Origin of the sequence: Gallintestinimicrobium propionicum (assembly GCF_025567525.1) — a bacterium.
Lineage (GTDB): Bacteria > Bacillota > Clostridia > Lachnospirales > Lachnospiraceae > Gallintestinimicrobium > Gallintestinimicrobium propionicum.
On record NZ_JAOQJY010000013.1, the window covers coordinates 54,625 to 70,302 of the forward strand.

Genomic DNA, 15,678 nt, shown 5'->3' on the forward strand with positions numbered 1-15,678 from the left:
CTCTCTTTCTTGAACTACTTCTCTGCGCAGATCAGATTCTTATAGAATTGCACCGCGCCGGGCAGGCAGTTATATTCTATGCACTCGTTCAGACCATGCATGCCCTTCATCTGCTCCGGTCCGAAGACCACAGGTGCAAAGCGGATGCAGTTGTCACATACCGGACTATAGAACTGTGCATCGGTAGCCCCGGTCATTACATAAGGGCTGGATGGCAGTCCCGGAAAGGTCTGTGCAATTACCTGTTCCATCAGACGATACCCCTCACCATGGATATCTACGGGCTTTGTATAGTCATTGGAATGGATAATTTCCGTCTCTAAACCGTATTTGGAAGCCAGATTCCTGATAATTTCAAGACTTTCCTTTTCTCCCTGATGAGGAATAAAACGCATATTGGCTCCAAGGGTTGCTTCCTGCGGAATCACATTATATGCATCGGAACCGGACTGCATGGTAAATGCAATTGTCGTCTGCAGCATAGCTCCTGCCTGTGCACTGATCTTCGGAAGTACCACTTTTAAGAGCGGCTTAAACAGCCACATATTTCCAAGCACCAGCTTTAACCCGAAAGAGGCATATGGTGCCAGAGAAGTAAACATGGCAGAAACCTCCGGAAGCATCTTCTTTTGGAACGGTGAATGCTTCTCTACTTCGGTTACAAAAGCACAAAGGCGTGCAATCGGTGTTCCCTTAGACGGCGCGCTGGCGTGTCCTCCATTACTTTTTGCAGTAAACTTCACATCGGCTTTGCCCTTCTCAAAGACACCCACCATTGCAAAGTTTCCAGGAATTCCTCCAACGGGTTCCGTAATGATAGCTCCACCCTCGTCACACAGAAGGAACAGCCGGATTCCTCTTCGCTGCAGTTCCTTTACAAGCTTCGGTGCTCCGTCTCCTGCCCATTCTTCGGTACAGGAGGATGCCAGATACACGTCCGTCGGCGGCACAAAGCCTTCCGCAAGCAGTTCTTCCACGGCCTCCAGAAAAGCCATTACCGTACACTTCGTATCCGCCGTGCCCCGTCCCCATACCTTACCATCTGCAATATCTCCGGAAAAAGGAGCGTGAATCCACTCTCCCTCTGCCGGAACGACATCCTGATGACTCATCAGAAGGATCGGCTTTTCGGAGGATTTTCCCTTCCAATAATATAACAGATTTCCGTCTATTTCGGTTTTCTGAAGCTCTTTATGTACCAACGGGAAAAGCTCCTCTAAAACCTTATGAAATCCGAGATATTTCTCTATTTCCGTCTCTCCGGCATGTGAGGTCGTGTCACACTGTACCATCTTAGAAAGCTTTTCGGCAAGCCGAAGTGCCTCTTTTTCATCTGCATCCGGCTTATAATTTGAAGTTTTCTTCGGCATCAAAAGCGTCCGGACTATTGCAATCAGCAACAATAAAATGATGATCAAAAGGATTCCCAGTAAAACTAATCCTGCATTTTTCATGATTTCCTCTCCTTCTTTCCCTTCTTAAAGAAAATCCACGCTACCAGAATGGCAACTGCACCAGACGGGATAATCATAAAGCTGGTTGATCCGATCAGTCCCGGCGCAAAAATAAACAGCGCACTCATCAACACAAGCGGGAATACAGCGATATGCATATTCTTACGGTAATATTTATATGCCATCGCTCCAAATAACGCCGGAACCACGTTTTCAAACGCCGGCTGCAATACTTCACTCTGTAAAACCGGCTGCAGCGGAACCATTAAAAGGACGCCGACTGCCAAAACCAGAATCGTAACAAGGGATGAGGTTGCAATGGAAATCGTAGAAATGATTTCATTTTCCGGTGTTCCGGTCTTCGCTCCAACCATATCACGCGCATTGACTGCACACGGAATCTTCATATTAATCAGATTACCGGTAATAAATGCAAGGTATCCGCCACCGGAACCCAGCATCGGTGTGTAGATCAAAAACTCTGCCACACTGCTCACCAGCCATACCAGTCCTACGGACAAAAAAGCTCTTGCCACCGCTCCAAGATCCGGATAAGCTCCTAAAATTTTTCCCATCAAAAACGGTGCCCCTACCAGCATAACCAGTGTCACGGCACTTACTACTCTTCCGATTACATGCGTGCGTTTCCGGTATTCTTCCCACGTACTTGTTTTATTTTCTTCCATAATTCTCCTGTCCCTTTCTTAAAATTGTGATCCACTTCTATGTATCTGCTTTTCTTCATCTATCTTATCAGATCAGCCCGACAATCACAGCGGCTGTCATACCGGCAATCATACTTCCCGCAATGGAAAAGCTGTCTACCCAGCCAAGCTTTTTCTTTTCAGACAGAAATACGAAGATTCCCATTACCAGTGCAGAAACCACCATAACCACAAGCGGAATGATATCACCATGAAAGGTAAACAGACCATTTTCAGAAATGAAGCCTCCGATGTAACGGCCAATGTAGGTACTTACAAGTCCAATGAACATTGCTGTCATCGCAAGATCTGCAAAACCGGCCGTTCCCGACTTGCCGGAGGAGGAATTCTTCGTGAGCTTCTGTGTATACTTCTTATTTAAGAAAATCGATAATACCATGCCCCACATAATACAGATACTCATCAACAGAGCAATCGTAGAAAATGACGTTGCTGTCATTTCAGATGCAGAAAGTGTCGTCATTCCCACCTGCTCCGCTGCTGCCTGCGCTACCTGTGTCTCATAATGAAGCGCTCCAATCACGGAAAGACGAAGCCACGGCCACGGTGTTCCCAGACTTCCGGAAAGTGCAATGACTCCCAGCAAAATTCCAATACTCGGCAGTACCGAAAAGGTTGCACTTGAAATAATGGTCCGTTTCATTTTTGTTTCATCCATTCCCAATGCCTTGCCCGCTCGATAAGCTCTGATGAGGAAAATCACACAGACGACTGCCACAAATGCAATGATCCCGCCGCAAATGAGGTACATGGGCGCGCTGTTCAACTGATTTAAAATCGTCATAACTCTACACTCCTCTACTTTTATTTTTGACAATAGAATGCTCGCAGAGCGTGCATTCTATTGTTGATTTAATCTAACTAAGATTATGCCACATCAGCTTCAAAAGTTCCACCCGATCTTTTTCAAAAAACGAACAAAGGATTAAAATCAGATTGTCATGTCAATCGTTATTTAATCCCTTATCTCAAAAAGGCAAAAATAGAACGTATAGTTTATTTCCATACGCTCTATCTCACATTTCATATTATTTTTTTCTTCCATTACATCCAAATCAAAAGAATGCCGGATTACTATCTTCCTTATTTGCAGTTTAATAATATCTGCTTTACATCAGAACTCTCCAGCTTGACGTATGCCTTTGAGGCAATTGTGCTTGTCCTTACCGCTTCTGATGCCATTTCATCAAATAAATCTTCCGGTACGCCCGCCTCAGAACGAGTTGCCGGCATTTCAAGTGACTGATTGAAGGCTCTGACCTTTTGGATTCCAAGCTCTGCCGCTTTCCGGTTATCAGCCTCTTCTACGCCAAATACTTCTCTTGCAAATCTTGCAAGACGGGGTGCCGTCGTGTCCGATAATACATAGCTCATCCATGCCGGCGTCAGTACCGCCAGGCCTACTCCGTGTGTGATGTCGTAATAGGCACTGATCACATGCTCAATCGGATGAACACTCCACGCACCACCTTTTCCGACGGTAAGCAGATGATTCAGCGCTACTGTGGATGACCACATCAGATTGGAACGCGCCTCGTAATTTTCCGGCTCATCCATGGCCTTGCGGGCATATTTTATTACGGTTTTCATTACTGCTTCACTGAGCACATCTGTGATATATGCCTCGTCATTCGGTTGGAAGTACTGCTCCATTACGTGGGACAATATATCAACTGCACCGGCTGCCGTCTGCTTTGAAGGCAAGGTATATAAATAGGTCGGATCTTACTTATCCCCCTTGCAACTATAACCAAATCCTGTCCCTACACAAACATCAATCTTTGTCTTGCATACAATACCTTCTTCATCCTGCCTTGACGTGATGCCATTGCAAAGCTGACCGCACTCATATCTGCATTTTCAAAATGAAGCAGCTTGTGTATCACCATTGCATAAAATAGCTGTTTTGTTGCAATAATCATTCTCTCAGTTTCTTCCGCAACGATTCTGGCTGCCATCGGCTGAATGCTACGCTCAGAGTATATAACCTTATAAAATGTAAGCAGTTTTTCCTGATGATTCATATTGACATAACCCTGCACCACTCCCTGCAATACTTCGTATGCAGTTTTCCCTTGAAAAAGCTGGCTGAAATCCACAGGCTTTATATTGGCATTTTTCTTGGACTGTTCTCTGAGGAACTGATACATTGCTTCCACAATTTCATCTTTGGATGAAAAATGCTTATAAAGCGAATTTAGCTTGTTTCTTGACTACTCAGGAAAAATATTTCTACCCTCGCCCCACCTGTATTTTCAGAATTTGAAAGTTTAATCCCTCCGCCATATTTTTCAGCCACAGTTTTTGCAAAAAATAGCCCAATCCCATAATGTACTTCGCCATTTCTACTTGTGTCATCCATAAAAAACTGCTCTGTGCCATGCAATAATGCTTCTTTTGTAAATCCTGATCCGCTATCCTCCACAATGAATGTCAGCTGACCATCCTGCTCCTTTGCACCAATATAGATGATTCCATTTTCTTTTGTATGCTCCACGGCATTCTGAATCACATTCATGACAGCCCGAAACATTGGATCATAAGCAATCGTTACCTTTTTATCACTTTGTCCCGCCTTCCAATCTATTTTCTGGTGATAGATTTCTGCCAGTCCGAGTGCCTGTTCCTTTATATCTGCGAGAAAATCTTCTAACCTCACCGTTGTATAGATAACATCACTGCAATTCCATGATTTTGTGACATCTATCAACTGTTTTACATAACTTTGTATCTGTGTTGTGCCGTTCAAAACATAAGTGATATTATTCTTCTGTTCTGTGGTCAGTTCAGTCTCTGAAAGTAGTTCTGCATTTCCCCGTACAATCGTAAGAGGTGTTTTAATATCATGCGCCAAAGCAGACATCTGTCGGTTCTTTTCCTGCTCTGTTTTCCACTGCTTTTCTAAAGATTCTCGCAATGCATCCCGCATATCATCGATTGCCGATAAACAGTCATCAAACTCTTTGATACCGGAACAGGATGTCTCATATTCCAGATTTTGATCCTTTATTTGTCCGATTGCGTCTAATACAGGCTGCATCTGCCTTTTGATTCTTTTTCCAAAACGTATGGACGGAATGATGATAATCGCTATTGCACCAATCACAGACATAATACTCATCACATTCTGTGGTCCTATAAAATGCTCCCTCAAAAAAGCTGAATGATATTGAGGTGTCAGGCGATATTGCAATACAACATATTCATTTTCCCTTACAATTACTTTATAAAAATATTTCCCGGATGCGTTTCCGTACTTTGCAACATTCCATGCTATCTGTTCGTATTGTTCTGACAGATCTCCACCTATTTTCTCTCCATTCTCTGAAAAGATTACATAATCACAAAGTGCAGGAATCATCTCAGCAGTTACTTTATCCGCACGTAAAATCGTATCATATGCTTCATTAATCTTTTGCTCTGCATAATTCGCCGGATAAATACAGCCCACACTAATCAAAAGGCACAGCAGCAGCCAAGCAACAATCACCAAACCAACTAATGATCCAAGCATGACCAGTACATATCTCATAAAAATCCTGCTGAGTGCATTGCTTCTCTTTACTCTTCCCATTTATATCCAATCCCCCAGACTGTTTTTATCGGCATATAATCATAATCCGCAAATTTTGCTCTTATATTTTTGATATGCGTGATTATAGTACTGTCATTACTCTCATTGTCAAAGTCAAAGACCGCTTCCAATATCTGTTCCTTCGAGAAAACCTGTCCTCTGTTTTTAGCCAGAAATTCACAGATTTCGTACTCTGCTTTCGTAAACGGAAGTTCTTTATCATCCATCAACAGTTTCTTTTGAGACATCTGAATGCAGACTCTCCCTAAAACCATCCGGACAGAATGTTCCCTGTGCTCTCTTCTAAGATGTGCATTGATCCTTGCCCGAAGTTCCATCACTCCAAATGGCTTTGAAATATAATCATCTGCTCCTAAAGAAAGTCCGTTTACCAGACTGTTTTCCTCCGTTTTTGCCGTAAGAAACAAAATCGGACAATCCACAAGTGCCCTGATTCTTTTGCATAATTCGAAGCCATCAATTCCAGGCATCATAATGTCCAGTAAAATCAGGTCATAACGATGTAATTCTTCCATATTAATTTTCAGTGGATTACTTACTTTGGTAACCAGATGTCCATCCTTATTCAAAATGCTTTCTATCATTTCCAAAATTGCCGGTTCATCATCAACTGCCAGTATTTTTGCCATAGTTTCCCTCGATTCTATTCCGATATTCTGTTTCCTTCCCAGTGGTTTACCCACCAAAAATAGTATACCATACTAATCCCTGTAAATATTAAGCAACCTGGTATGAATGACAACCATTCACCTACACTAGTTTCTCCCAATACAGATTGCAGATAAGTATATGGTACTCTACCCGTCCAGCAGACAAATACATATTTCCACACATAATCTCCAAGTCCGGTAAGCATCAATGCACTAATTAGTCCTGATATAATCCCTGCTCCAATGGATACCCCTTTTCCAAACTGAAAAGCCAGAATCAGCTGCCACAGATAAAGTGGAACACTGCTTCCCCACAGCAGCAATGCTGCAAATATACATCTTTTCATGATTTCGATATCGCTTGATGCGATTCTTCCAAATCCAATTCCGAATATGATTGCTGTCAATAGGATAGAGCACAGACACAAAACCAGTAGCATCAACAGTTTCGATAAAAATGCTGCAGGTTTATCCGGTAAAGACAACAGATTTTGAAAATCACCTGCATTTTGTTCCTGTTCCATCACACTTGCTGTAAAAATTCCAATAAGTACCGGAAGTCCTGCTCCTATTGCCTGATAAAATGCAATCACTTTCATATTTTCATTCCATGGTGAAAAAAAGTAATATATTAAAAATATAACGCTGGTTATAATCGGAATCAGTAAGTGTGCCAGAATCACAGATGTTCCTTTCATCTTTCGCAAGTCTGCATTCAACGACCTTCCAAGCATCCTATTTCACCTCTCTTTTCTCAAACCATTTCAAAAACAAAAGCGTTGCAAGAACAAACCAGATCATTGAGAGGCAGATTCCCGGAACAATGACTCCCGTATCCAAAAAAGGATTCCCTGCTTCTGCGGCAAGTCCATTCGGTAAAATATGAAGTAACGGACACATCATTCGCATAGGGATTGCAGAGACAAGTACATACCAGATCCTGGTTTGTGATATTACCACACCGCTGACGGTAATAAACAGGCAGACGAACAGGTTTACAATCATTCCAAAGCGTTCGCTTAAAAACAAAGCTACCGGAATCTCCCATAACTCAGAAAACGTCAGAAACAATACTGCAATCAACGCTCCTTTCACCGGAACATGTGTCGTTAGAAGAAAGCCTCCAAGCGTTGCTCCTGCAAACACAATCACATTGGAAAACAGAATCATGCACCCAATATAAATAATTTTCCCCAGCAACAATTTCTTTCTGTCTGTGGGAATAGTCGTTAAATGATAGTATTTTATCTTTTTCTCCTGCGCTACAGAAAGATAACAAAATAGAGCAATCATCCCCGGCAGCAAAAGTGTATACCACCAGTTCCAAACACTTTCTGCATAAGCATTTGTCATCCCAAGAGTAAATATAAATGCCATGACAAATGTAAGAAGAGGAAATCCCCAGATAAACTTTTTTCGCATGGTTCTTTTGGCTTTTTGATGTTCTGCTTTTATAATATTAACCATGGATTTCACCTTCTTTCCGGTTTTTTCTTACCACATTCATAAACAAATCTTCAAGATTATCTCCCTGCTTTAATGCTCCTTCGTATCCTAAGATTCCACCTGAAATAATCCCGACTTTATCTGCAAGTAACTGTACCTCCGAGAGAATATGACTGGAGAGAATTACAGTGATTCCCTGTTCCGGAAAAGACCGAATCAGCTCTCGTAATTCCTCGATTCCTATTGGATCTAATCCATTCGTAGGTTCATCCAATATCAAAAGTTCCGGTTCTCCAAGCAATGCCATTGCAATGCCTAGTCTTTGCTTCATTCCCAAAGAAAACTGTCCTGCTTTCTTCTTTCCGGTATTTGTAAGTGATACAATCTGCAAGACCTCATCAATTCTGTTTTCATCTGTACCAAGCAATAATTGTCTTACCTTCAAATTCTCTCTGGCGGAAAGATTTTCATAAATAGGCGGATTCTCAATTAACGCTCCTATTTTTGATAAATCTTTCCTATCCCAAAGTTTTCCATCAAAGTAAATCTTTCCTGCAGTGGGTTTCATCATACCGGTCAACATTTTCAATGTGGTAGATTTTCCCGCACCATTCGGTCCAAGCAGTCCATAAATCTGTCCCTTTTCGATATTAAGCGAAACATTATTTACCGCTTTCTGTTTTCTAAAATATTTACATAGATTTTGTGTCTGCAACATCATTTCCATCTTTACTATCCTTCCTTCTATATTTCATTTCTTACTGAAATATAATCTATCAGGGAAAAATAAAGATTTGATGAAGTTTGCTACATTTTAGAAAATCTGTCCCGGAAGTTTTTTCTTCTCCATATACGGAAACTCTCTATCAAATGCCTCTGCTTCCTTTTCATTTACCAGATACCCTGCCGGAGGTGCATATTCACCTGTAATTCCATTAAGATATCCCGGCATCAGTTCTTCGCACAGAACGAAAGATGCATCCTCGCCTTCCGGCAATCCATGATAGCGGATGCCAAACTCACTCGCCTGTCTGAATCCGCTTTTTCCATAAAAATCAATATTCCCTTCAAAACATAGTGCTCCGCATCCAAGCTCTTTTGCTTTTTCTAAAGAATAATCCAGTAAAATCTTTCCATACCCCTTCCTTTTAAGCTCCGGTGCAATACAGATCGGTCCCATAGTCATAATGGGAATGCTTCTGCCATCATCGGCTGCAATCACCGCCTTCATAAACATGTTCTGTCCAATCAACTGTCCATCTAATGTCATGACAAAATCCAATTCTGGAACAAACGCCGGATCGTTGCGAAGCTGATGGAGTACATAATGCTCCAGACAGCCTGGGCGATACACATTCCAGAAACTCTCCCTTACCAGATTTTCTACCTCATGGTATTCATTTTCTCTTTCCAATCACCATACGATGATGCTCCTTGCCAACTCCCCATTGTTCTAATCGCATAATTCTCCCTTTTCTCTAATACCTTCCCTATATAAGACCGCTAATACTCTTTTCAAACTGCTCTTTTATCCTTTTTTTATCCTTTGCTCCATCATACAGACTATAGTAGAAAAACATGACGGAATAAAACATGGTTGCTTTTTTATCTGCCTCCACAACGCCAATGCTCTCGAACATATCCTTCACGTATTCTGCCGGACCGGACACAAGATACTGCTGATACAATGCCTGCATCTCCTCATTCCGAAACTGCTCTAATGTAAGCATCTTTCGAAATGATGATGCAAAATCATTTTCTGTCCAATACGAAAACATAGATTTACTGTATTCCATGAAATTATCCGTAGAAATCTCTTCATACTGTTCAGGTTGCAACGGTGTACAAAGGGAACATAATAAAAAACTTAATAATGGACTGCCAATCTTACACAAAGTACCGCCCAAACGAGACTACGGGCGGTATTTTTGTATCATGGCGGAGAAAGGAGGAACTTCCCACGGGGGCTTGACTGAAAAGTTGAGCCCCTTTTTTCATGCCAAAAAACAGGAGGTAAATGCTTATGGCAGATGATAAAACCACAAAAACGCCGGAACAGCCGGTAACGGATAGCAGGCCGGGCAAGGAAACGCCTCCCGCTCCCCCAAAAGAGCCGGAGAAGGTTTCCGTTTCCCCGGAGCCGGAAAAAAAGACGGAACCGGAGGTAAAGAACCCACAGGTTTCTGTCTATAACTTCGCTGAAATTATGAAGGAAAAGAAGGTCGAGGAACGGGCGGCAGCTCCCAGCGGGGAAAAGCCTGACCCGGCAAAAGTGGAGAAACCGGAAAAGCAGCCGGAGGCTCCGAAAAAAGCAGATGAAAAACCCAAAGAGCCGGAACAGCCGAAGCGCCGGGGCCGTCCCCCGAAAGCAGATAAGGACAAGGCCGCAGCCCCGAAGTCCAAAGCCCCCGCACAGAAACCGGAAAAGACGGTCAAAAAGGAGCCGGAGAAAAAAACGGCTCCAACGGTGCAGACCGCTCCCACTCCGAAGAAACCTGAAAAGCCGCAGGATGCACCACGCCGGGGCAAGGAGCAGATCGTCTATATCAAGCTGAATGAACTCCACGCCTTCAAGAACCATCCCTTTGAGGTTCGGGATGATGAAGAAATGCGGGCTATGGTGTCCAGCGTCAAGGACAAGGGCGTTACCCAGCCCGCTATCGTCCGTCCCCGTGAGGATGGCGGCTATGAGATCGTGTCCGGCCACCGCCGCCAGAAAGCCAGTGAGCTTGCCGGATATGCGGATATGCCCTGTATCGTCCGAAACCTGACAGACGATGAAGCCATCACCCAGATGGTCGAGGACAATCTGAACCAGCGTGAAGAAATCCTCCCCAGTGAGCGGGCCAAAGCCTTGAAAATGCAGCTTGAAGCTATCAAGCACCAGGGCTCCCGCACTTCGGGCCAGATTGACCCGAAGGACGCTGGCAAACGCTCCAACGAGATCGTGGCCGAGCGCAATAAGATGGCGGTCAAGCAGGTGCAGCGGTATATCCGTCTCAATGAGCTGGTTCCAGACCTGATGAAGCTGATGGATGAAAAAAAGCTGGGTTTTACTACGGCGGTGGAGCTTTCCTATATCGGCAAGAAGAACCAGAACTATATCGCCGTCGCCATTGACAGCCAGCAGTCCTCGCCTTCACAGGCGCAGGCAAAGCGTATGCGTGAGCTGGACGAAAAGAAGCTGCTCAACGGGGATGTGATCGACGGCATTATGATGGAGGACAAAAAGGAGGTAGACAAAGTGATTTTGACAGGTGCGGAACTGAGCAAGTATTTCGGCAAGGAAACTACGCCGAGGGAAATGAAGGACCAGATCATCAAGCTGCTGGACGACTGGAAGGGTCAGCAGAAGGAACACGAAAAGCCGGAGAAGAAAACCGAACAGGAAAAGTAAGCCCAAACTTCGGGTCAGCATGGCCCGAGGATTGCGGGGCTCTGCCCCGCGCCCCGAAGCTCTGGAGATATAAATTATTCCCCGTCGCCAGTTATTCCGTAGCATAGCCGGGAAAATCAGTCAAGGGCAGCGCCGCCGCAGGCGGTGCCAGAGGCACCCTTGACGGATTTCTCCCGGTTATGCTTTTTCCCGGTCAAGCGACGGGGATATAAATTCTCCAGAGCCGTTCCCCTTCCCGGGGGAAGGGGCGGAGGGGTTGGGCGAACTCTTGCTTTTCCCTAAACCAAAACAGAAATGGAGGCTCAACCAATGAAACGACCTTTAGCATACCTGACTGCCGCATGGAGCGGCGAGCCGGATGTTGATATGGAGCTGGCGGCCCACTACTGCCGTCTTACTTATGAGGCGGGCTTTTCCCCGATCTGCCCGCTCTTGTACCTGCCGCTGTTTTTGAATGACAGCGTTCCCGAGGAACATAAGGCCGGGATTGATATGCGCCGGGATATGCTGCGGCGCTCCCATACCCTGATCGTCTGCGGCAGCGTTGTGGACGAGGATGTGAAAAACGATATTGCGGTTGCCGGGCGGCTGGGCATTGCGGCGACCACACTGGAAGGGGTGCTTGCCGTAAAGGGACACGGCACCCCGGGCCATGCCGGATATTAAGCTGGGAAGCCTTTTCGACGGGATTGGCGTGTTCCCTCTGGCCGCCTCCCGGTGCGGTATCCGTCCGGTATGGGCCAGCGAGATTGAAAAAGCACCCATCTCCATAACCAAAAGGCACTTTCCCGATATGGCGCATTTGGGGGATATTACGAAGGTGGACGGCGGGAAAATCCCGCCGGTCCATGTGATAACCTTCGGCTCTCCCTGTCAGAACCTTTCTCTGATCGGCAACCGCTCCGGCCTTGCTGGGGCAAAATCAAGCCTGTTCTATCAGGCGTTTCGTATCATACAGGAAATGAGGGATGCTACTGATAACCTATATCCAGCTATCGCTGTTTGGGAAAACGTCATGGGAGCGTTTTCTACAAATGACCGGATGGACTTTAGAGCCGTCCTATCCGCCTTCTCGGACACCGAAGTTCCAATGCCTCCTTCGGGAAGATGGGGAAACGCCGGAATGGTGCGAGGGGGAACGCCTGATGTGTGCTGGCGGCTCATGGACGCCCAGTATTGGGCAGGCTCCCGAAGGCTGGCACGAAGGCAGCGGATTTTCGTCGTGGCGGATTTTGGAGGCAGACGTGCCGCAGACATACTATTTAAGCCCCGTCCAATGCTCCCACTTCCTCCGCCTTGCGGAGAGGGCGGGCGGGCCGCCGCCGAAAGAGATCGAACAGCTTCTTTTAAAACAGGGCGGCAGATACCAGTCATCCACCCCTTTCAGTGCTTCCGTATGCGGGGAGCGGCAAAAAGGCAGGAAGAAACGGCCTTCCGAAACAGCTTCGGATTACCAACTGACCCTTTTCCCACTCTTTTAGCCAGTGATGTAACGCCCTTTGCCTTCTGGTATGAGGGCGACCCGGAGGGCGGCTGTATCCGTTTTCTGACGGAAACAGAAAGTGAACGGCTGATGGGGCTGCCAGAGGGCTGGACAAAGTACGGGGCGGACGACATGGAGATCCGGCCTCTGCAACGCTACAAGGCGCTGGGAAATGCGATTGCCCTCCCTTGTGCCGATTACATTATGGCCGGGATCTATGAGGTGCTGGCTGACCGGGTCGGAAAGGAGGAATAAGCCTATGTTTGAAGCCTATATAACCAATACAGCCCTGTACCCCTTAATGGGGATCGAGGTAGGGACAACGGTACATTTCCCCATGACGACACAGGAGTTGCAGGCCGCCCTTGCCAAAATCGGGATAGACGGGAAACGGTACAGCGAAGTGTTCTTTACCAGCTTTGACAGTGATGTGCTGGGGCTCTACGATCATCTCTACGAATGTGAGAACATCGACGAGCTGAACGAGCTGGGCCACGCCCTGCTGGAAGTACGGGATAAGGGCGGACTGGAAACCTTTGAAGCCGCTCTTGTCTTAGGAAACCACACAAGGAGCGTGAAGGATTTGATAAACCTGACGCAGAACCTTGACCTTTACCGCTTTTACCCGGATATTTCCGATGATGAAGGGCTGGGCCGTCTTTACGCCGACGAGCTTGGGACTATCGACATACCGGAGCACATTCAGAACTACTTCGATTATGAAGCATACGGGCGGGATGTGCGTATCAACGAGGGCGGCGTATTCGCTCCCGGTGGGTATGTGTCGGCAGTCCCGGAGGGCTTCAAGGAGTATTACCACGGGCCGCAGGACATTCCGCCGGAACACCGGATATTTGCCTATCCTGAAAAGGCCGAGCCTGTCCACTCCATTCTCGCTGCACTCAAACGGTTTCAAGAAGCCCCGCCCGCTCCGAAGAAGGACAAGGCGGGGCCTTCCCATGAAGAACGGTAAGACTTCGGGCCAGCATGGCCCGAAGCATGAAGGAGGTGCATACCATCAACTATTACCCTATCAATGAAGGAGCCGCCCGCCGGGCAAAGGAAATGAACAGCTTTTCCGACTACAAGGAAGGGAGCGCAACGGCGGAATACCGGGCAATGGTGGACAAGGCCGCCGCCATAGCGGAACAGCAGAAATCCCGGGTGGACCCCATGTACCATGAGAAGATTGACCATCTGTTAGACACCTACGCCCGCAAGCTGGCCGAAAACATGAACCAGGGCTTTGCCATTGACGCAAGGGTTCCCTCTGTGATGATCGCCGGACCTGCCAATTTCCCGGTGGGAAAGAAGGAAAAACAGAACCGGGCCCGGGACAGCAACATGGAGGAATGGCGGTATATTCAAGGGCTGCTGGATAAGATACGCAGTACCGGCATGGGCGGGATCAGCGCCGATGACCCGGCAGCGATTGAAAAGCTCCAGAAGAAGCTGGACGGACTGGAACGCTCCCAGCTCATTATGAAGGAGGTCAACGCCTATTACCGCAAGCATGGCAAGCTGGACGGCTGTGCGCTGCTGTCGCCGGATCAGATCGAAAAGCTGAAAGCAAGCATGGCGTCAAGCTGGCGGAGCGATCCGAGGCCCTTTGAAAGCTACCAGCTTACCAACAACAATGCGGAAATCCGCCGGGTAAAGGCCCGTATCGAACAGCTTTCCAAACAGGCACAGCAGGAATTTTCCGGCTGGGAGTTCGATGGGGGCCGTGTGGAAATGAACCGGGAGGACAACCGCTTGCAGGTGTTCTTTGACGGAAAGCCTGACGCGGACACCCGGGCCGAGCTGAAAAGCAACGGTTTCCGCTGGGCTCCCAGCGTGGGCGCATGGCAGAGGCAGCTCACGGACAACGCCATCCGGGCGGCTGACCGCTTGGAATGTATCAAGCCGCTGTCCAGCGAAAAGCCCTCCCAGCTTCAAAAGAAGCCCTCTATCTTGCAAACCATGCGGGAACAGGGCGAAAAAGTCCAGACGGAGCCGGAAAAGAAAGCTCCGTCCGGCAGGGATGCCGAGCGGTAAGCCTCGGGCCACATTGGCCCGAGGTTTTCTGTTCCCCGAGACTGTACGGGGGCCTCCCGGATAGCGGGAACCCCGACGGAAAGGAGGTTTTATGCAGGAAGAAGTAAACCAAAAAACGGTTGCCCTTTCGATCAGGACAACGAAGCTCACAGGAAAAGTGCTGGCTGCCGCTCTTGGCAAGGTGGTTCGGGCGCTGCAAAAGCACCACCGGAAGGCGCTGACCCCGCAGGGACGCCAGAGCGTGAAAAAGCTGATGAACCACTATGGCGGCAAAAGTGCCATGCCCTATGTGGGAGCTCCAAAGGATTTTGACCGGATCGCGAAGGAGTTCCATGTGGACTACGCTTTCCATAAAGTGAGCCCCGGTCATTACCTGCTGTTTTTCAAAGCCAATCAGGCGGACGCTATCACGGCGGCCTTCCAGAAGTACAGCGCAAAGGTGCTGAATAAAGAGCAGGACAAGGCTTCCATCCTCGGCCAGCTTCGGAAATTCACGGAGCAGATCAGGACACAGGCAAAGGAAAAGCAGCGAACCAGAGAGGCGGTGAAGGACGGACGTTGAGTGACAAAATCAGAAAATATGTACTCCCAAACCTGCCGTACCTCTTTGTGTTCTGGTTCTTCTCCAAAATCGGGACGGCCTACCGGATCGCCCCCGGCACAGACTTCGGGACAAAGCTCATGGGGATGCTCGATACCTTCCCCAAAGCCTTTGAAACCTACTGGCCGGGGCTGGGAGGTATTGACCTGCTGGTGGGCCTTGCCGGTGCGGCTGGGGTGTATCTGCTGATACAGTCAAAGATCAGGCAGGCGAAAAAATTCCGGCGAGATGCGGAATACGGCACCGCCCGCTTTGGAACAAAGGAGGATATAAAGCCGTTTGTTGACCCA

18 protein-coding genes and 1 pseudogene are annotated in these 15,678 nt (G+C 47.2%); 7 read left to right on the forward strand and 12 right to left on the reverse strand.

Annotated elements, in window-relative coordinates; translation table 11 throughout:
* Positions 1 to 14 precede the first annotated feature (14 nt).
* The 12 genes from OCV62_RS10695 to OCV62_RS10750 form a co-directional block, all read right to left on the reverse strand.
* Positions 15 to 1,454, reverse strand: a complete 1,440-nt coding sequence (locus OCV62_RS10695; protein WP_262586593.1) for a M20/M25/M40 family metallo-hydrolase — start codon at positions 1,452 to 1,454, stop codon at positions 15 to 17.
* Positions 1,451 to 2,140, reverse strand: coding sequence for a hypothetical protein (locus tag OCV62_RS10700; protein WP_262586595.1), 690 nt, complete (start codon positions 2,138 to 2,140; stop codon positions 1,451 to 1,453). Before OCV62_RS10700 ends, OCV62_RS10695 begins: the two co-directional genes overlap by 4 nt.
* A 67-nt stretch (positions 2,141 to 2,207) precedes the next feature.
* Positions 2,208 to 2,963 carry a DUF5058 family protein gene (locus OCV62_RS10705; RefSeq protein WP_262586596.1) on the reverse strand — a complete coding sequence of 252 codons (756 nt, stop codon included), beginning with the start codon at positions 2,961 to 2,963 and terminating at the stop codon, positions 2,208 to 2,210.
* Between the two features lie 299 nt (positions 2,964 to 3,262).
* Positions 3,263 to 3,883: a dehydroquinate synthase/iron-containing alcohol dehydrogenase family protein gene (locus tag OCV62_RS10710; RefSeq protein ID WP_465245356.1), complete on the reverse strand. Its 621-nt coding sequence runs from the start codon at positions 3,881 to 3,883 to the stop codon at positions 3,263 to 3,265.
* Between the two features lie 59 nt (positions 3,884 to 3,942).
* Positions 3,943 to 4,338 carry a hypothetical protein gene (locus OCV62_RS10715; protein WP_262586598.1) on the reverse strand — a complete coding sequence of 132 codons (396 nt, stop codon included), beginning with the start codon at positions 4,336 to 4,338 and terminating at the stop codon, positions 3,943 to 3,945.
* A gap of 38 nt (positions 4,339 to 4,376) precedes the next feature.
* The gene (locus OCV62_RS10720) at positions 4,377 to 5,753 is read right to left on the reverse strand and encodes a sensor histidine kinase (protein WP_262586601.1); all 1,377 of its coding nucleotides are present in this window, start codon (positions 5,751 to 5,753) and stop codon (positions 4,377 to 4,379) included.
* Entirely contained in the window at positions 5,741 to 6,403 is a 663-nt protein-coding gene (locus OCV62_RS10725; protein WP_262586603.1) for a response regulator transcription factor, read from the reverse strand. The genes OCV62_RS10720 and OCV62_RS10725 overlap by 13 nt, the downstream gene beginning before the upstream one ends.
* A gap of 14 nt (positions 6,404 to 6,417) precedes the next feature.
* The gene (locus OCV62_RS10730) at positions 6,418 to 7,158 is read right to left on the reverse strand and encodes a lantibiotic immunity ABC transporter MutG family permease subunit (protein WP_262586604.1); all 741 of its coding nucleotides are present in this window, start codon (positions 7,156 to 7,158) and stop codon (positions 6,418 to 6,420) included.
* 1 nt (position 7,159) lies between these two features.
* Positions 7,160 to 7,891, reverse strand: coding sequence for a lantibiotic immunity ABC transporter MutE/EpiE family permease subunit (locus OCV62_RS10735; RefSeq protein WP_262586606.1), 732 nt, complete (start codon positions 7,889 to 7,891; stop codon positions 7,160 to 7,162).
* Positions 7,884 to 8,597 (reverse strand): lantibiotic protection ABC transporter ATP-binding protein, encoded by a 714-nt coding sequence (locus OCV62_RS10740; protein ID WP_262586607.1) that lies wholly within the window; start codon positions 8,595 to 8,597, stop codon positions 7,884 to 7,886. Before OCV62_RS10740 ends, OCV62_RS10735 begins: the two co-directional genes overlap by 8 nt.
* A gap of 87 nt (positions 8,598 to 8,684) precedes the next feature.
* A complete protein-coding gene (locus OCV62_RS10745) occupies positions 8,685 to 9,284 on the reverse strand; it encodes a GNAT family N-acetyltransferase (protein WP_262586608.1) in 600 nt (199 codons plus the stop codon).
* Positions 9,285 to 9,360: 76 nt separating this feature from the next.
* Entirely contained in the window at positions 9,361 to 9,600 is a 240-nt protein-coding gene (locus tag OCV62_RS10750; RefSeq protein ID WP_262586610.1) for a hypothetical protein, read from the reverse strand.
* Positions 9,601 to 9,893: 293 nt separating this feature from the next.
* On the opposite strand from OCV62_RS10750, the gene OCV62_RS10755 reads away from it, so the two are divergent.
* The 7 genes and pseudogenes from OCV62_RS10755 to OCV62_RS10785 form a co-directional block, all read left to right on the forward strand.
* The gene (locus OCV62_RS10755) at positions 9,894 to 11,267 is read left to right on the forward strand and encodes a ParB/RepB/Spo0J family partition protein (RefSeq protein ID WP_330376204.1); all 1,374 of its coding nucleotides are present in this window, start codon (positions 9,894 to 9,896) and stop codon (positions 11,265 to 11,267) included.
* Positions 11,268 to 11,576: 309 nt separating this feature from the next.
* Positions 11,577 to 11,933 (forward strand): DUF7768 domain-containing protein, encoded by a 357-nt coding sequence (locus OCV62_RS10760; protein ID WP_055247181.1) that lies wholly within the window; start codon positions 11,577 to 11,579, stop codon positions 11,931 to 11,933.
* Complete coding sequence (locus OCV62_RS10765; RefSeq protein ID WP_055247179.1) at positions 11,920 to 13,005, forward strand: DNA cytosine methyltransferase; 1,086 nt, start codon at positions 11,920 to 11,922, stop codon at positions 13,003 to 13,005. Before OCV62_RS10760 ends, OCV62_RS10765 begins: the two co-directional genes overlap by 14 nt.
* Before the next feature lie 4 nt (positions 13,006 to 13,009).
* Positions 13,010 to 13,723, forward strand: a complete 714-nt coding sequence (locus tag OCV62_RS10770) for an antirestriction protein ArdA (protein WP_005927704.1) — start codon at positions 13,010 to 13,012, stop codon at positions 13,721 to 13,723.
* Positions 13,724 to 13,737: 14 nt separating this feature from the next.
* Entirely contained in the window at positions 13,738 to 14,787 is a 1,050-nt protein-coding gene (locus OCV62_RS10775; RefSeq protein WP_055247176.1) for a hypothetical protein, read from the forward strand.
* Positions 14,788 to 14,878: 91 nt separating this feature from the next.
* Complete coding sequence (locus OCV62_RS10780; protein WP_012741698.1) at positions 14,879 to 15,349, forward strand: PcfB family protein; 471 nt, start codon at positions 14,879 to 14,881, stop codon at positions 15,347 to 15,349.
* Positions 15,346 to 15,678: pseudogene (locus tag OCV62_RS10785) on the forward strand (VirD4-like conjugal transfer protein, CD1115 family); the annotation flags it as partial. The gene OCV62_RS10780 and the pseudogene OCV62_RS10785, both read left to right, overlap by 4 nt.